Below are 16,693 nucleotides of genomic sequence, written 5' to 3' on the forward strand. Positions count from 1 at the left end.
ACTCGCTCTTTTTAGAGCGAGTTTTTTTGTCGAGAAAACGTAACATCGCTGGTCGGTCAAATGAATAATTATTCAAATATAATATTAATGAACAGGAGAATTTTTTCATGTATGAAGGGATGTAATGACTTTAAGATTTAAAGAGTTAGTTGAAGAAGGGAAATGTAAGTGGAGTAATATAATCAAATCGTATTATTTTGTCATGTGAAATATGTACCAAATTTGGAGATAGAATAGTTTGCGAATGAGTTTATAAAGGTATATAGTATGGGGTGTCATAATTAGTGGATGAATCTTGGGAGAAAACAGGAAATGTTACAAATTTATTTTGTTAAATAGAAACCAAGGTCAAAATGTCTAGAAAGAAATAGTTGAATAAATACTAGCTTCAAATTATAATTACTAATATTCTTCATATAGTTAAATAAAGATAATCTATTTGAAGAAGAAAATTTGAATAGAGAGACAGACTTATAAAAAAATAAGCCTTGGATGATCAAAAGAGGTGGAGAAATGAAACAGTTCTTATTAAAGAGCAAAAGTGTGTTAAGCAATCATTTTGGATTCTTTCTGTTTGCCGTTATTTTATTGTGGCTCAAAACATATGCAGCTTATGTAACGGAATTCAATTTAGGAATTTCAAACACAATTCAAAAATTCTTGCTGTTTTTTAACCCGCTTAGTTCAGCAGTTCTATTTTTAGGACTTGCATTATTTGCAAAAGGGAAACGATCTTATATTTGGTTAATTATCATTAATTTGTTATTGTCGATTCTTTTATACGCAAACGTAGTATACTATCGCTTTTTCAGTGACTTTATTACGTTCCCGACATTAACACAAACGAATAACTTTGGAGATTTAGGTGGTAGTATTCTTGCGTTGCTACATCTTTATGATCCATTATACTTCTTAGACACGATTATATTAATTGTGTTAGTCGCAACAAAATTTGCAAATCCAAAACCAATTCGTGTTGCGAAGCATAAATTATCTCTAGTATTTGTAGCAGGTATTTTATTATTCAGTGTTAACTTAGGTCTTGCAGAGTCTGACCGTCCTGAATTATTAACAAGAACGTTTGACCGTAATTATATTGTGAAATATTTAGGTGCATACAACTACACAATTTATGATGGAATTCAAAGTGCGAAAGCATCGACAGAACGAGCATTAGCTGATGGCGATAATATGACAGAAGTACGAAATTATTTAACATCAACTTATGCAAGTCCAAACCCTGAGTATTTCGGTAAAGGAAAGGGAATGAACGTAATTTACATTCATTTAGAGTCATTCCAAAACTTCTTAATTGATTACAAATTAAATGGTCAAGAAGTTACACCGTTCTTAAACTCATTTACAAAAGATGCGAATACACTTTATTTTGATAACTTCTTCCATCAAACAGGACAAGGGAAAACATCTGATGCGGAGTTTATGTTAGAGAATTCAATGTTTGGTTTACCGCAAGGTTCTGTCTTTACAACGAAATCTCATAATACGTATCAATCAGCACCAGCTATTTTAGGACAACAAGGATACACATCAGCAGTATTCCACGGTAACTACAAAACATTCTGGAACCGTGACGATATTTATAAATCATTTGGTTTTAATAAATTCTTTGATGCGTCATACTACGATATGAATGAAAAAGATGTAGTAAACTACGGATTAAAAGATAAACCGTTCTTTAATGAATCTATTCCGTTATTACAAACGTTGAAACAACCGTTCTATACGAAGTTTATTACGTTATCGAACCATTTCCCTTATCCAATCGATAAGGCAGAAGCAACGATTGAACCAGCAACAACAGGTGATTCATCAGTAGATACGTACTTCCAAACAGCACGCTATTTAGATGAATCTGTAAAAGGCTTCATCGATTACTTGAAACAATCTGGTTTATATGATAACTCAATTATTGTTATGTACGGAGACCATTACGGTATTTCAGATAATCATAACGCAGCAATGTCAAAAGTAATGGGTAAAGAAATGAACTCATTTGAAAATGCACAGTTACAACGTGTACCATTAATCGTTCGTGTACCAGGAGTGAAAGGTGGCGTACAACATCAATACGGTGGTGAAATTGACGTTCTCCCAACGCTATTACACTTACTAGGTACAGATACAAAAAACTATGTTCAATTCGGTTCTGATTTATTATCACCAGATCATAAACAAGTCGTTGCGTTCCGTAACGGTAACTACGTAAGCCCAACAGTTACTGCACTAAACGGCAAATACTATGATACAACTACTGGAAAACCTGTAGAATTTACAGATGAAATAAAGAAAAATGAACAAATGGTTCAAAACTCACTAAAATACTCTGACCAAGTCGTAAATGGTGACTTATTACGATTCTACACACCGGAAGGATTCACTCCAGTAGATCGTTCGAAGTATAACTATAACAACCGCGATAAAAACAAAACGAAGGTAAAAACGACTCCGGAAGGGGAAGCTAAATAAATAATAAAAGGCGCTATTCATATGAATAGCGCCTTTTATTTGTAAATATACCATCATTATGAGACAGAACCAGCTGTTGCTTTTTGTTTTGCCTTTCCGAAGAAAACTACACCGACGATGATAATAATGATAAATGCCCATTTAACGAAAGGGTTACTTTCGAAAAATCCAGCGAACCATTTCTCATCTACAATCATTTTCGCGGCAGTATAAGCTAAAACGGCTGCTCCGATCGTAATAATGACAGGAAAACGATCCACCCATTTTAAAATCAATGTACTGCCCCATACGACTACTGGAATAGACACTAATAATCCGATGATTACTAAAGAAAAGTTACCATGGGCAGCTCCTGCAACAGCTAGTACATTATCAATGCCCATTAACGCATCAGCAATAATAATGGTTTTAATAGCAGACCAAAATCCTTCTTCGGCTTTAATATCATGATTTTTGCCCTCAGCGATCAGCTTGTAAGCGATCCAAATAAGAAGTACACTACCAATTAGGAGTAATCCAGGTATTTTTAATAACCAAACGACAACTAAGGTAGCGAGAGCTCTAATAGCGATTGCTCCAATGGTTCCCCAAATGATAACTTTCTTTTGTTGGTCTTTCGGTAATCTTCTTGCTGCTAACCCAATTACGATGGCGTTATCTCCGGCTAACACTAAATCGATGACAATAATGGCAAGCAAGGCAGACAAATATTCAGATGAAAGAAAATCCATATACATATCACTCCTTAAGAGTAATATGTGCTAAAGTGTTGATAATATAAAAAAGGATTGAAATTGTATATTCAATCCTTTTTTGACTGTATTCTGACATGTATGCTTTTATTTTGAATAAGTCGCTTTTGTAGTTTTTTACTTATCGCGTTTCTTTTTTTAATTGATTCCAAGCTTCTTCAGTTTGCACTATAAATACGATTATATAACATCTACTTATTTAAACTAGGTTAAAGATAGCATGTGATATTTCAAAGTTAAATTTATCCCACAGTAACGGGCAGTAGGACCCCACCTCAAAATTCAGCGAAAGCGAAGAAGTTAGGTGGGGGATCAACTGCCCGTAAAAGCCCGATTGGTGAGGGCTGATAATCAGTGGGGGATGAACAAAACCCCCACTGATTAAAGTTTCACTTTATTGGATAAAAGGGAAGGGACGTATAATATTGATATGGTGCAAGCGTGTATAGGTTTTCTCTATAAGGAAATTCTAAAAACGATAAAAAAGACTTGATAACCTACTAGAGGGAATCAAGTCTTTTTATTACATACGATTATCATGCCAGAAGTTTAATGGGAAGTGTTCGTTCTCATTATATGCTTCTAATTCATATCCTTTTTCTTTCAGTCCTTTAATAATTCCAGGAACTGCTTTTACTGATTGTGGATGAATATCATGCATAAGGATAACTTCTGTTGGATTTGTAGCACCATGTAACACGTTTTCTACAATTTTAGCAGATGCAGCATCAACTTGCATTTTGTTATATTTCCAGTCTAAAGAATCAATTGTCCAATCCCAAACTTTTAAGCCATTTTCTACAACTTTGTTGCGAAGAGCTTCGTTTAATCCTGGCATAGAGCCGTAAGATGGACGAGTTAATACTGGTGATTTACCTAAAACACCAGCGATTAAGCCTTGGTCTTCCTTCATTTCATCTACGTAATGACCTTCAGTGTAAAGTTTCTTGTAGTTATGAGTCATACTGTGCATCCCAACGTAGTGGCCTTCAGCATCTTCGCGTTTTACAAGATCAGGGAAAGCTTTTACGTTTGAACCAATTAGGAAGAATGTTGCTTTTGCATTTTCTTTCTTTAACATATCTAAAAGCTCAGCTGTGTATTTTCCAGGACCGTCATCAAATGTTAAATAAGCGACTTTTCTAACTTGCCCGTTATAATGTTTTGGAGCTTCTTTCGGAGCAAGAGATGTTTGAATCTCACTTACAAGTTGAACAGATTTTGCTTCATCCTCTGTACTAGCTAGAGCAGTATGTACTGATCCAAAAGCTACTTCGTATGTAAATAATACCCCCGCACAAACTAACATAGCCCTTTTTACTAAAGTTGTCATTCGAATTCCATTGTGCATAATTTTCCTTCTCTCTATAAAAGTTCTACTCTACTATATTAGCAATTATAGGTAGGGAAATGCAAAAAAACTTTTTTACAAGTGTAAAAAAGTTTACTCAAAAGTATGCAAGATTTTATATCAATTGCAGTTTTGAAAAATAGGATGAATTTAAACTTTATTATTTAAACTTTCAATCACCAAATCATACTTTCGTATCACTTCGTTTTCGTTCCAATTATTGATTCGAATATTTTTGATTTTTATTAAAATATTGGTAAAGAAACAATTACATGAAAAAAGGAGTGGGAATATGAATAATTATATTTGCACTACATGTGGAGTATAGTATCCCGAAAATGAAGAAGCACCTTCTCGCTGTAAAATTTGTAATGAGGAAAGACAGTATGTTAATCCAATTGGGCAGTCATGGATAACATTAGAAACAATGCAAAATAGCAATTTATACTAAAGTCCTATTGTTTATTAACTAATAGTTCTTTCAACTTAGGAAGCTTACCCTAATGAGGGATGTTAAAGGGAATATAGTAATAAAGCTTTGGAAAATAAAAAGGAGGAGATTTGCATGAAGAATTGGGTTCAATTTAGAATTGCAAGACCAACAGATAAATTTGAAAAAGTGATAAGTTTTTATGAAACAGGATTAGGTTTAAAACGTATAGGGGAATTTCACAATCATGAAGGATATGATGGGGTTATGTTTGGCTTACCAGATGAAGAGTATCATTTGGAATTTACTACACATGTTAATGGAAGTCCATGTCCGGCACCGACAAAAGATAATTTACTAGTTTTTTATATGCCTATTAAAGATGAAATTGAAAAGATAGTGAATCGATTAAGTAATATGGGCTATCATGAGGTAGAACCTGAAAACCCGTATTGGATAGAGAAAGGAACCACAATAGAGGATCCAGACGGTTGGAGAATTGTGCTTATGAATGCATCTGAATAAGAAAACTATTTTCATATGAAATAGAGTGTAACAAAATGATTTAGACATAAATCCCTACAGTGTTTGTAGGGATTTTTATATAAGAAATTTTATTGAGAGAGTTATTAAAATGTAGAAAGTATTTTGGCTAAGAACAAATGTAATAAACATAATTTATGAAGGAGGTATAAAAGTATGATAGTAAACCATTTTGAAGAGTTTTCTAAACATGTTGGAAATACACATCTCATTAAAAGTTCTTTCGTAGTTTATATCTTATTCTACGGAAAATTGATACCATCAAAAAACTGTATGTTTAACATGTATAGTTTTTTGATGGTATAGCTGTGCAATGTTTAAAAATTTCACATACCGTATTTTAAAAATAAATATAGGAAAACCAAAAAGTAATGTAGAATATATCGTACATACATATATACAGTCAACATAAAAGATAAAGAGGTGGGTATATGTTACTTGAGGAAGTAATGCGGCAACTAGAGGAATATGGAACAGAACAAAATCGAAAAACGTATAAAAACCACGGAGCGAAAGAGCCGTTATTTGGAGTTAGTTTTGCGAATTTAAAATTGTTAAAAAAGAAGATAAAAAAAGATCACGATTTAGCAGTTGAATTGTGGGAAACGAAAAATATGGACGCAATGACATTAGCAACTTATATTTTAGACCCGAAAAAAATAACGACAGAACAGCTTAATAGTTGGATTCAGGATGTTGATTATTACTGTTTAATGGATGTTCTTATGACATCTATATGTACTTCGCCAATTGCAATAGAAAGAATGGAAGAGTGGACAAAGTCTAATGATGAATGGATTGGAAGAGCTGGCTGGTCTTTATTAGCAAATATAGCGATTAAAAATAAAACGTTACATGATGATTTCTTCTCTCCGTACTTAGAAGAGATTAAAGAAAATATACATAATGAAAAAAATAGAAAAAAAGAAGCGATGAATAGTGCTTTAATCGCAATAGGAATTCGTAATGAAGACTTAGAGCGACAAGCGATTGAAATTGCAAGTGAAATTGGAAAAATAGAGGTTGATCATGGTGCAACATCATGTAAAACACCAGATGCAGAAAGCTATATAAAAAAAGCGAGAGAAAGAGCTGAAAAAAAGAAAGTGAAATAAGAAAAGAGGATCGGTTATGAAACCAATTGAAGCAGCACAAAACATAATTACATTACAATTTCCGAATTGTGATGTAGCTTTACTCGGCGGAAGCGTTGCACGAGGAGAAGCGACGAAAACATCTGACCTTGACATTGTAATAGTCGATCAAAGTTTAACTTCTTGCTATAGAGAATCTTTCTATAGTAATGGATGGCCTGTTGAGGTGTTTGTTCATAATTTCGAAACATATAAAACCTTTTTCAAAATGGATTGTGATCGAGGGAGACCGTCGTTACCACAATTAGTTTCAGAAGGGATTGCCTTAAAAGGGGAACAGGAAATTGTTGAGAAATTAAAAAAAGAAGCGAATGATTTACTACATAAAGGACCGGCTAAATGGACCGAAGAAACGATTAAGCAGAAGCGATATTTTATTACGGATACTTTAGATGACTTTATTGGTGCAACAAAAAGAGAAGAAGAATTGTTTATCGCTAATTTATTAGCCGATTTAGTACATGAATATGTATTAAGAGTAAATGGTAAGTGGCTTGGGAGTTCAAAATGGTTTATTAGAGTGCTAAAAAGATATGATGAGCAATATGCAAACAAATTTGTAGCCGCTTTTGATCATTTTTATAAAACGGGAGGGAAAAATGAATTAATTCATTTTATAGAAAAGACGTTAGAACAGTATGGTGGAAGAGTGTTCGAAGGATTTTCTATTGGTAAATAAAGAGAGGAGAAAAAAATGAATGTACCATATGTTCAATTAAGAGAATTGACACTAGATGATGTAGAAGATCGCTATCAATGGTCATTAGATAGAGATGTAACAAAGCATTTAGTTGTACCAGATCAATATCCTCCGTTCACTCGTGGAGATACGAGAAACTGGATTGAAGCTTGTATAAGCCGAAAAAATGGTTATGAACAAAGGGCAATCGTTACTGAGACAGGTATACATATTGGATGGGTAGACCTTAAAAATTTTGATAAAACAAATAAAAATGCTGAACTAGGAATTGCGATTGGAAATAAAGACTATTGGGGTAAAGGATTTGGAATGGCAGCTCTAAACAGCATGTTACAAATAGGTTTTTCTCAGTTTGAATTGGAGAAAATTTGGTTACGTGTAGATGAAGATAATACAAAAGCTAAAAAGAGTTATGAAAGTGCCGGATTTGTATGCGAAGGGTTAATGAGAAATGATCGATTGAGACAGGGAAAGTTCATTCATCGCTATCGTTACAGTATATTAAAAGAAGAGTATGAATCAAAAAATAATAACCTATAAAAATATTATGTAAATTAAAAAGGGGAAAATAAAATGATTCGATTACTTACAAAAGCGGATGCAAAAAAATATTGGGAGTTGCGTTTACAAGCACTACAAGTAAATCCAGAAGCATTTATAACGACTTATGAAGAAGCAGTACGTCAAGAAAACCCTCTTGAACGAGTTGCTAGTAATCTTTCATCCAACAGTAGTTTTACATTTGGTGCTTTTAATAATGAAAATCGTTTAGTTGGGGTTGTTACTTTATTAACAGAAGAAAAAGACGCATATAAGCATAAAGGACATATCGTTGCAATGTATGTAGATACTGAAAATCGAAGAAGTGGTCTTGCACGTGATTTAATACGTAAAGCAATTGAAAGGGCAAAAGAGATGAAGCTAGAGCAATTGAATTTAGGGGTTGTGTCAACGAACGAACCAGCCAAACGATTATATGAATCAATGGGATTTAAAACATACGGAATTGAAAAAAGGGCTATAAAAATGAATGGTGTGTATAGTGATGATGAGCATATGGTGTTGTTCTTTTAAGAGAGGAAGTTTTGTATGAAAGATCTCCATTTAGAAAGAAAAATGGACCCTCAAGTAGCGATTTTGTATGCGACGGTTGCTGATACGTTTAATAGATTGCAAAGGTTAGTCGAAGGTACTGAAGAGAACGAACTATCCTATAAAGGGTCTGAAAATAATGAAAATAGTATTGGGCAGTTACTTCAGCATTTAGCAGTTGTTGATTTACATTGAGTGTATCGTTTCAAGGGAGAAGATGTTCCGCCAGCATTTGAAAATAAATATGGTCCTATGTTAAATGAAGTAGGAGAATTACCAAGTTTAAGAAAAAACACATTGCAAGAGTTAATGCAAGATTATGAAGCAGTGCAAAAATTGTTTTATGAAGAATGTATGAAACTAACAGAAACTGATTTAACGCGGGAAGTTTTGTATGAAAAAGGGGAAACCGCGACAATAAGATGGGGAATATGGCATATAGCAGATCATAATCGGTATCATCAAACCCATATAAGTCGATTGAAGAAATTATACAGAGAATATAAACTACATATTCTTTAATTTTTTAATGAACGAACGCCCCTAAATAATAATTAAAGGAGGCGTTTGTTTTTATTCGTTCGCTTTTCTTCCCAAGCTATCATTAAATTTTTATGATAATCTTTTGGTTTCTCAATAGAAAACCAGTAAATTGAATGTGCAATAGTTGGTAACCATCTTTTATAGCGGATGCGTATATTTTCATGGTGAGTATAGTGGGGCGAGATTAAAGTAGATTTTGACCCTTGAAAATTTTGACATGTAATGGCCTCGATTTCATACCAATGCACTTTATTCCCATGTAAATCTACTACAATTCCTTCATCATCACTAAAGTGAAATGTAAGTTTGAATGTAGATTTTTCATCGCGTATACTAAAATATATGTCATAGAGATAAAAAATTAAATATAAGGGGTTTTACAATGAAAGCAATTGTTATAGGGATACTGGCATCATTTTTCTTTGCCTTTACTTTTGTTTTAAACAGGGCAATGGACTTAGAAGGTGGAAGCTGGATTTGGAGTGCATCATTACGGTATTATTTTATGGTTCCAATGCTATTACTTATTGTTATGTATAGAGGGAACTTAAAGCAACTCTTTCAATATATGAAAAACAATCCGAAAGAATGGTTAGTGTGGAGTATCGTTGGATTTGGTCTCTTTTATGCACCGCTTAGTTTTGCTGGAGCGTTCGGACCAGGTTGGCTCGTTGCATCAACATGGCAAATTACAATCGTTGCAGGGATTTTGTTAACACCATTTTTTGCGGTGGATCCACTACATAAAAAACTTCCGATGAAGGAATTAGTAATGTCGGCCATTATTTTATTCGGTGTTGTTCTCATGCAAGTAGAACATGCTTCTTCATTAGGTATTCGTGAAACCGTTTTATGTGTAGTTCCTGTACTTATTGCAGCATTTGCGTATCCTCTTGGAAATAGAAAAATGATGCAAGTTTGTAAAGGGGAATTAGATGTATTTCAGCGAGTACTCGGTATGACATTAGCAAGTTTACCATTTTGGTTTTTATTATCTGGTTACGAAGTATCAACAGGCGGATTACCGTCAAGTAGCCAAGTTTTTCAATGTTTTATTGTAGCAGTTAGCTCTGGGTTAATCGCAACAGTATTATTTTTCTTTGCAACAGATCTTGTGAAAGATGATCCGCAAAAATTAGCAACAGTGGAAGCGACGCAGTCTGGTGAAGTTTTATTTGCGCTAGTAGGAGAGTTGATCTGGTTATCTGCACCAATTCCATCATCATTATCTTGGATTGGTATGAGTCTCGTTATTATTGGAATGATACTTCATAGTTATGTGGCTGTCGTTGTAAAAAAAGAAGAAAAAATAACGGCGTAATGAGATTAGCTCTTTTTATTAAGAGCTAGTCTTTTTTCATAGAAAGGGATGAAAGTATGAATTTACAGTGTGTTAAACAAATTGAGAAAGATTCAATATTAAATGTGCTACAATATGCCGTCGGTCCAAATGAAATAAGCTTAAAGAAGGCAGTAATATTTTATCAAAGTAATAAAGGGACTTTGTACAAATATGAAGAAAAAGCTTGTCTAGGTATTGAAATAATCGGAGAAACTAAAGCACGCATATGTCATATAGCAGTGGCTCCAGATTATCGTCAAAAAGGAATTGCACTGCAAATGATTAAAGAAGTGGTAAGGATATATCAATTGACTTATATAGAAGCGGAGACAGACGATGGGGCGGTAGAATTTTATAAAAGAATTGGTTTTCAAGTTAAAAGTTTAGGAGAAAAATATCCAGGGATAGAAAGATTTCATTGTTACATGGAAAAATAGTATAAAAATATGCATATGGAGTATAGTTTGAAAAAATAGGATTTACATTTTTCTTCATTTCAAAAAACTCTCGCTCATCATTATCTACGATTTTAATAGAGTTTTGAGGCTTCAGTATAATAATATACATATTTTTGTAGTAATGAATATGATTAAGTTAAAAATTAAGAAAAATATGATAATATATTTATATAAAAGTTTAAATTTACGTGGCTAGTGGGGGAACCAATATGAAAATGAATGAAATAGTAGCAAGTACACAATTTCCAAATACAATCGAAACAATAACAAAAGATTTAAAAGCATTAGGAGTCGAAAAAGGAATGACAATTATCGTTCATTCATCACTAAGTTCTATCGGGTGGATATCTGGTGGTGCCGTTGCTGTAGTAGAAGCATTAATGAAAGTTGTTACGGAAGAAGGAACGATAATAATGCCAACGCAATCTTCGGATTTGTCCGATCCGAAACATTGGTCAAGACCACCTGTACCGGAAGACTGGTGGCAAATTATCCGAGATAACGTCCCAGCATTTGATTCACGTATAACCCCAACAAGGGGAATGGGTGAAATAGTTGAATGTTTTCGTACATATCCGAATGTAGTACGTAGTAATCATCCGTTAGGAAGTTTTGCTGCATGGGGAAAACATGCAGTAGAAATAACAATGAACCATTCGTTATCAATGAGCTTTGGAGAAGAATCTCCATTAAGAAAAATATATGATTTAGACGGGTACGTATTATTAATTGGTGTTGGATATGATTCCAATACGTCTGTTCATTTATCCGAGGTGCGTTCTGGTGCATGTGAGTTAATACAAGTAGGAGCACCTATTATAGAAAACGGTGAAAGAGTGTGGAAAGAGTTTGTTGAAATGGATTACGAATCTGAGAAGTTTGTAGAAATTGGTGTGGAGTTTGAGCGAAAAGGAACTGTAAAAAATGGGAAGATAGGGAATGCAACGTGTCGTCTAATGAAACAGCGTGATATAGTTGACTTTGGAACAGAATGGTTTCGTAAGAAAAATTAGTAAGGGATGGTTACAATGAAGGGGAAAAAGGTATTAATTACGAGCGGTGGTTGTCTAGAAAAATGGGATCAAGTACGCGGGCATACGAATATGGCCAAAGGTACAATCGGAAGGATAATCGCAGAAGAACTTCTAGCTAAAGGGGCACATGTTATATATTTACACGGTTATTTTGCGGAGAAACCGAGTGATATACATAGAGGGTTAGAATTACATCCATTTGAAGGAATCGTTGATTTACAAGATAAAATGAAAAGTATCATATCACATGAAAAGGTTGATGCAGTCATTATGGCAGCAGCTGGATCAGATTGGATTGTAGAGAAAATTTGTGATCAAGATGGTAATGTTCTTAATATGAACGGAAAAATTTCAAGTGATATAGCACCGATTATTCACTTTCAAAAGGCTCCAAAGGTATTAAAACAAATAAAAGAATGGGACCCAGAAACAGTACTTGTTGGTTTTAAACTTGAAAGTGATTTAAATGAAGAAGAACTGTTTGAAAGAGCAAAAAATAGAATGAAAGAAGCAAGGGCGAATGTAATGATTGCGAATTCACCACATTCTTTATATTCGCGCGGGGCTGTGCATTATGTAATTGGACAGGATGGTAAAGGGAAGTTGTGTAATGGGAAAGATGAAACAGCGAAAGAAATTGTCAAAAGCTTAGAGGTATTATGTAATCGTGTCACTGCTTTTTAAAATTAAGTTTTTAGATGAGAATGAATCCGCATAGTATAAGTAAGCGAAACTTTAATTGGTGGGAATTTTACTTTTACACGAATGTGAAGCGTATACCAATCAAGAGCTATACACAGAATAATTGGTGAGGAGTGGATTCTATGGAACATTTATTAAAGCAAGCTATTAAACTTAGAAATGAAAAGAAATATGCGCAGTCTAAAGAGATGCTTATAGGATTAACAAACTTTACAAAGGATGCAGAAGTACTGTATCAGTGTGCGTGGATACATGATGTAATGGGGCTAGAAACAGAAGCAGTTCCGTATTATGAGCAGGCAATCGCAAATGGACTTGATGGCGAATCGCTTTGCGGTGCTTATATTGGTTTAGGAAGTACATATCGTTGTATAGGGGAATATGAAAAGGCAATTACAGTATTAGAAGCTGGGGTGAAAAAATTCCCAGAGAACGCTCCAATGAAAGTATTTTTATCATTAGCAAAATATAACGTAAACGATCACGAATCAGCGATGAAATTATTACTTGAAACTGTCGTGAAAGTAGAGGAAGTAAAAGAATTTGAACGTGCCATTTCATTTTATAAAGACCATTTAAATGAGGTTTTTAAATAAAGGAGTGAACGTATGAAGGTTACACTATCACGAAGGCGAAAAGGTACTTGGATTGGACTCGTCTCTTTAATTATGCTATCAAACTATTTATTGTATGCCCTTCCAATTGTATCAGTTGCGCCGAAAGAAGTTGTGCTTGGGTCATTATTAGATTGCATGTTTGTCATTCCAATCATCACGTATTTCTTCATTATTCGAAAAAGATACTCGTTAACATATATAGTTCCTGTTGTAATAGCTGGTTATATTTTTGCAAGATTTATTATTCCAAGTGACTATTTACAAGCTTTTTCATTCATCTCTTATATTATTGTTGCGGCTGAAATTGCATTTGTAGGTTTAGAATTATTCCTTCTCTATAAAATTGTTAGAGTGCTTCCTAAAATAATAAAAAAATATAAAGAATATAGAAGAGAAAATTATTCCTTTTCTTATGCAATTGATGCAGCGTTTGACGCTACTATGAAAAGAGGTAAGTTAATAGATGTCATTCTAACAGAGTGTAAGTTAATCTATTATGCGTTTTTATCGTGGCGTGAAAAAGTACCAACAGGTAAATCTGTATACTCATATCATAAAAAGACTGGTGCTATAGGTGTGTATATCATGATTATTCACGCAACAGCAATTGAAAGCATTGGTTTTCATTATTTACTACATCAGTGGAATCCAGTAATAGCATGGATTTTACTTATTTTAAATGTATACGCGATGATTTATTTTATAGCTGAAATACAAGCGATGCGCAAAAATCCACTTGTCGTAACAGAAGAACAAGTAATCATTCAAATCGGATTAGGAAAGAAAATTGTTATGCCATTTACACAAATTGATAATATTGCGTTCTACAAGGGTGAATTGCTAACGGCAAAAGAAGGGAGACAGGTATTGGATGCAACTGTTATGGAGTTCATAAAAGAACCTGCTACTTTTGAAATAACATTAAAAGAGCCAGTGAAAGCGCAGTTGTTATACGGCTTTTCTAAAACAGTAAGTCGTGTTTACTTAAATGTTGATGAAGAACGAAAATTTTATGGTGCGGTTAAGGAAAAGTTAAAACATGAGTAATAGTACTGTTAGTTGCATAAAAACAAATGAGCTTCCGTTAGAAGTGAAAAAATATGAAACATGGATAGTGAAAAACTCTTTCTAAATAAGAAGGAGTTTTTATTATGTATTTGTATAAATCATTATATAAAAAACTATATACTTCTTTATTACTACATAAATGGATATAATTGAGGATAGAACTAGCATAAGGGGAAACAAAATAATGAATAAGTTACTTACATCGAAAATTGAAATTATAGAAAGAAAAATCCGGTATAACTCAACAATAGTAGATCACAATTGCTTATTACTTGAAAAGCAATCACAAAGTATCGTTTTATTTCACGAGGTGCAGTATTCATTTACAATGACTGCAAATGATACTAAGTTAATAATCCCAAAAGGGAGTTATACAATCGCATATTACTGGAAAGATCGTCCGTACAATTTATACGTATGGAGAGATATAAAAGGAAAGTATTTAGGTTCCTATTTTAATATCGTAAAAAACACACAAATAAAAGATGAAGTGGTTTCCTTTGAAGATTTAATCATCGATATTATGGTACTTCCAAATGGAGAATACTTCATATTGGATGAGGATGAATTACCAGAACCATTAGGAAATTTCGAAGGTGGTTATGTGAAGAAAGCTCTTTATGGATTAAAAGAAATCATTCAAAAAGAGCTGCCACCAATAGTTTTGGAGACAGCCAGGGTGCAGAGGAAATAAAATTTAATTACATAAATATTTTGAATGGGAATGAGTAGTCTCAAGTTATATGATCTAACTTTTTTAATAAATCTAAGGTTAGTAGCATATCTCTTGAGATTACTCTTTTTTTGTAGAAATTTCGTCGCTTAGTTATTAAATCGATTTTAAATTTATGAAATAATATTGACTGAATCAAGTTCAGTCGTTTATGATTGAATCAGATTCAGTCGTGGTGAAAACATTGTAGGAGATGACGTATGAAAAGAATATCAAAAGAACCAGATGTAAGACGCCAAGAGTTAATGGATATTGGTTTTGAACTATATATGAAAAATGGTATGAAAGGATTTGGCATAAAAGATGTTGTGAATCATGCAGGTGTAGCAACGGGCTTATTTTATTATTACTTCAAGTCTAAAGAGAATTTTGTTGATGAAGTTTTAAATGACTTTATTGTGAAAAATATGGAGTTAATTGAAGAAATACTTATTTCAAATGAACGGTCTGTCATGCAAAAGATGAAAGATTCACTAGATATATTTTGGACATTTATTGAAAAGTTAGCACCCTATAAAAATGTGAGTTCGTTTCAGACGGAACAACATTTTCAACTGGAACAGAAATTATTCGCACGTATGCAACCGTTAATTAGACAAGTAATTGAAGAGGGAGTGAAAACAGGGATTTTTTATACTGATAACTCATTATTAGCTTCTGGGTTTATTTTATACGGTCTTAGCAGTATTGCTCATTCAGAAGTAAAGTTGAATCTAGATACAAAACAAGAAATGGTTAATTTAGTATTAACTACACTACGATACAATCAAAAGGAGGGAGAGAGTATATGAAGATTATTATCGATGGAAATAATATCTCACAAGAGCAACTTATAAAATGGAAAAGAGAACGGATAAAAAAAGTATTATATATATTAGGACATAAAGAGTCTGAAATAAATGATACAGACGTCATGATAAAACAGCTAACGGAAATAAAGTTGCGATATACATACAATGAAATGTACGAAAAGTTGAAATCAAAACTTAGATTAAGTGCAATAGGTATGCGTATCTGTACTCTTTTATCTGGCGATAGACGAAAATTTTCAAAAACTAGTATTTATTTAGACGGGATTACAGCAGAAGAAGCCATACATGGAATTGATAGTTTGATGCTTGAACAATCACGTGAAAATAACAAAGTGAATTTATCTGCTTGTCCTGATCACTATGTACTAAGGCCCTTTGGGGAAAATGAATTAGAGGTTATCGAAACTACTGGTAATTCTCCGTTTCCAGTTCAATTTTTCATTGTTTTTGGTGACGAAACTGGATTGAAAACACCAAGAGATAAATCTTATCAATATCAATCAACAGGTGTTGCACGTATGAAAGATGGTACTACTATTGGTGGAGTTCGACATCAATTTAAAGATACTGATACAGGGATAGAAGTAAGTCTAGTTGTTGAGTTCCCAGCCCTTTGTCCTAATAGTCTAATTAAATCCCATCAAATGCATTTAGCGTGTGAGTTTTCTTATTGGTTACAGTGGATTAAAGATCAGAAAAAATAGTAAGTAAACGATATCGTTAAAATAAACAAAAGTAAAATGTTCAAACAAATCATATGTATGTTTTAATAAAACCTAGTTGACTTATCGGAAATATTTGTATAATATGTACTTAATTCCATAACGTATTGCTGATTGGAGAAACCGAAGGCATTTTATCTATTGATAAAATGC

The 16,693-nt window shown here is 33.3% G+C and carries 16 protein-coding genes and 2 pseudogenes; 16 read left to right on the forward strand and 2 right to left on the reverse strand.

Features of this window, described 5'->3' with window-relative positions; all coding sequences use genetic code 11:
* The first annotated feature begins 513 nt into the window (after positions 1-513).
* Positions 514-2,487 carry a lipoteichoic acid synthase gene (gene ltaS / locus DN404_RS27645; protein ID WP_000808770.1) on the forward strand — a complete coding sequence of 658 codons (1,974 nt, stop codon included), beginning with the start codon at positions 514-516 and terminating at the stop codon, positions 2,485-2,487.
* Between the two features lie 56 nt (positions 2,488-2,543).
* Here ltaS and DN404_RS27650 read toward each other — a convergent pair whose 3' ends face one another.
* Positions 2,544-3,218, reverse strand: coding sequence for a TerC family protein (locus tag DN404_RS27650; RefSeq protein ID WP_149215719.1), 675 nt, complete (start codon positions 3,216-3,218; stop codon positions 2,544-2,546).
* Positions 3,219-3,762: 544 nt separating this feature from the next.
* Positions 3,763-4,590 (reverse strand): peptidoglycan-N-acetylglucosamine deacetylase, encoded by an 828-nt coding sequence (locus DN404_RS27655; protein WP_000551452.1) that lies wholly within the window; start codon positions 4,588-4,590, stop codon positions 3,763-3,765.
* Positions 4,591-5,155: 565 nt separating this feature from the next.
* Between DN404_RS27655 and DN404_RS27665 the strand changes: the two genes are divergently transcribed.
* From DN404_RS27665 to DN404_RS27740, 15 genes and pseudogenes are all read left to right on the forward strand, one after another.
* Positions 5,156-5,545 (forward strand): VOC family protein, encoded by a 390-nt coding sequence (locus DN404_RS27665; protein WP_149215720.1) that lies wholly within the window; start codon positions 5,156-5,158, stop codon positions 5,543-5,545.
* A 449-nt stretch (positions 5,546-5,994) separates the two neighbouring features.
* Positions 5,995-6,678 carry a DNA alkylation repair protein gene (locus DN404_RS27670; protein ID WP_000923471.1) on the forward strand — a complete coding sequence of 228 codons (684 nt, stop codon included), beginning with the start codon at positions 5,995-5,997 and terminating at the stop codon, positions 6,676-6,678.
* A gap of 16 nt (positions 6,679-6,694) precedes the next feature.
* A pseudogene (locus DN404_RS27675) lies at positions 6,695-7,455 on the forward strand (nucleotidyltransferase domain-containing protein).
* Complete coding sequence (locus DN404_RS27680; protein WP_001102498.1) at positions 7,412-7,957, forward strand: GNAT family N-acetyltransferase; 546 nt, start codon at positions 7,412-7,414, stop codon at positions 7,955-7,957. The pseudogene DN404_RS27675 and the gene DN404_RS27680 overlap by 44 nt, the downstream one beginning before the upstream one ends.
* Before the next feature lie 33 nt (positions 7,958-7,990).
* A complete protein-coding gene (locus DN404_RS27685) occupies positions 7,991-8,491 on the forward strand; it encodes a GNAT family N-acetyltransferase (RefSeq protein ID WP_000620314.1) in 501 nt (166 codons plus the stop codon).
* Positions 8,492-8,506: 15 nt separating this feature from the next.
* Positions 8,507-9,031: pseudogene (locus tag DN404_RS27690) on the forward strand (DinB family protein).
* Between the two features lie 403 nt (positions 9,032-9,434).
* Entirely contained in the window at positions 9,435-10,373 is a 939-nt protein-coding gene (locus tag DN404_RS27700) for a DMT family transporter (RefSeq protein WP_000644585.1), read from the forward strand.
* Between the two features lie 56 nt (positions 10,374-10,429).
* Positions 10,430-10,831, forward strand: a complete 402-nt coding sequence (locus DN404_RS27705) for a GNAT family N-acetyltransferase (protein WP_001053115.1) — start codon at positions 10,430-10,432, stop codon at positions 10,829-10,831.
* A 230-nt stretch (positions 10,832-11,061) separates the two neighbouring features.
* Positions 11,062-11,865, forward strand: a complete 804-nt coding sequence (locus DN404_RS27710; protein ID WP_000783346.1) for an AAC(3) family N-acetyltransferase — start codon at positions 11,062-11,064, stop codon at positions 11,863-11,865.
* A 15-nt stretch (positions 11,866-11,880) separates the two neighbouring features.
* Positions 11,881-12,570 carry a phosphopantothenoylcysteine decarboxylase domain-containing protein gene (locus DN404_RS27715; protein WP_000676721.1) on the forward strand — a complete coding sequence of 230 codons (690 nt, stop codon included), beginning with the start codon at positions 11,881-11,883 and terminating at the stop codon, positions 12,568-12,570.
* Between the two features lie 140 nt (positions 12,571-12,710).
* Complete coding sequence (locus DN404_RS27720; protein ID WP_000400636.1) at positions 12,711-13,184, forward strand: tetratricopeptide repeat protein; 474 nt, start codon at positions 12,711-12,713, stop codon at positions 13,182-13,184.
* Positions 13,185-13,196: 12 nt separating this feature from the next.
* Entirely contained in the window at positions 13,197-14,252 is a 1,056-nt protein-coding gene (locus DN404_RS27725; protein WP_059303724.1) for a hypothetical protein, read from the forward strand.
* Between the two features lie 205 nt (positions 14,253-14,457).
* On the forward strand, positions 14,458-14,967 hold the full coding sequence (locus DN404_RS27730; RefSeq protein WP_001037874.1) for a ribonuclease FAU-1 family protein: 510 nt from the start codon (positions 14,458-14,460) through the stop codon (positions 14,965-14,967).
* A gap of 239 nt (positions 14,968-15,206) precedes the next feature.
* The gene (locus tag DN404_RS27735; protein ID WP_000822633.1) at positions 15,207-15,797 is read left to right on the forward strand and encodes a TetR/AcrR family transcriptional regulator; all 591 of its coding nucleotides are present in this window, start codon (positions 15,207-15,209) and stop codon (positions 15,795-15,797) included.
* On the forward strand, positions 15,794-16,522 hold the full coding sequence (locus DN404_RS27740) for a hypothetical protein (protein WP_000691333.1): 729 nt from the start codon (positions 15,794-15,796) through the stop codon (positions 16,520-16,522). Before DN404_RS27735 ends, DN404_RS27740 begins: the two co-directional genes overlap by 4 nt.
* Positions 16,523-16,693: the final 171 nt, after the last annotated feature.

The organism is Bacillus sp. TE8-1 (genome assembly GCF_008368855.1).
Classification (GTDB): domain Bacteria; phylum Bacillota; class Bacilli; order Bacillales; family Bacillaceae_G; genus Bacillus_A; species Bacillus_A cereus.

What these genes read in the sequence shown, in the direction of transcription:
- ltaS (WP_000808770.1), top strand. Translation starts at nt 514, where the DNA reads ATGAAACAGTTCTTATTAAAGAGCAAAAGTGTGTTAAGCAATCATTTT.
- DN404_RS27650 (WP_149215719.1), bottom strand. Translation starts at nt 3,218, where the DNA reads ATGGATTTTCTTTCATCTGAATATTTGTCTGCCTTGCTTGCCATTATT.
- DN404_RS27655 (WP_000551452.1), bottom strand. Translation starts at nt 4,590, where the DNA reads ATGCACAATGGAATTCGAATGACAACTTTAGTAAAAAGGGCTATGTTA.
- DN404_RS27665 (WP_149215720.1), top strand. Translation starts at nt 5,156, where the DNA reads ATGAAGAATTGGGTTCAATTTAGAATTGCAAGACCAACAGATAAATTT.
- DN404_RS27670 (WP_000923471.1), top strand. Translation starts at nt 5,995, where the DNA reads ATGTTACTTGAGGAAGTAATGCGGCAACTAGAGGAATATGGAACAGAA.
- DN404_RS27680 (WP_001102498.1), top strand. Translation starts at nt 7,412, where the DNA reads ATGAATGTACCATATGTTCAATTAAGAGAATTGACACTAGATGATGTA.
- DN404_RS27685 (WP_000620314.1), top strand. Translation starts at nt 7,991, where the DNA reads ATGATTCGATTACTTACAAAAGCGGATGCAAAAAAATATTGGGAGTTG.
- DN404_RS27700 (WP_000644585.1), top strand. Translation starts at nt 9,435, where the DNA reads ATGAAAGCAATTGTTATAGGGATACTGGCATCATTTTTCTTTGCCTTT.
- DN404_RS27705 (WP_001053115.1), top strand. Translation starts at nt 10,430, where the DNA reads ATGAATTTACAGTGTGTTAAACAAATTGAGAAAGATTCAATATTAAAT.
- DN404_RS27710 (WP_000783346.1), top strand. Translation starts at nt 11,062, where the DNA reads ATGAAAATGAATGAAATAGTAGCAAGTACACAATTTCCAAATACAATC.
- DN404_RS27715 (WP_000676721.1), top strand. Translation starts at nt 11,881, where the DNA reads ATGAAGGGGAAAAAGGTATTAATTACGAGCGGTGGTTGTCTAGAAAAA.
- DN404_RS27720 (WP_000400636.1), top strand. Translation starts at nt 12,711, where the DNA reads ATGGAACATTTATTAAAGCAAGCTATTAAACTTAGAAATGAAAAGAAA.
- DN404_RS27725 (WP_059303724.1), top strand. Translation starts at nt 13,197, where the DNA reads ATGAAGGTTACACTATCACGAAGGCGAAAAGGTACTTGGATTGGACTC.
- DN404_RS27730 (WP_001037874.1), top strand. Translation starts at nt 14,458, where the DNA reads ATGAATAAGTTACTTACATCGAAAATTGAAATTATAGAAAGAAAAATC.
- DN404_RS27735 (WP_000822633.1), top strand. Translation starts at nt 15,207, where the DNA reads ATGAAAAGAATATCAAAAGAACCAGATGTAAGACGCCAAGAGTTAATG.
- DN404_RS27740 (WP_000691333.1), top strand. Translation starts at nt 15,794, where the DNA reads ATGAAGATTATTATCGATGGAAATAATATCTCACAAGAGCAACTTATA.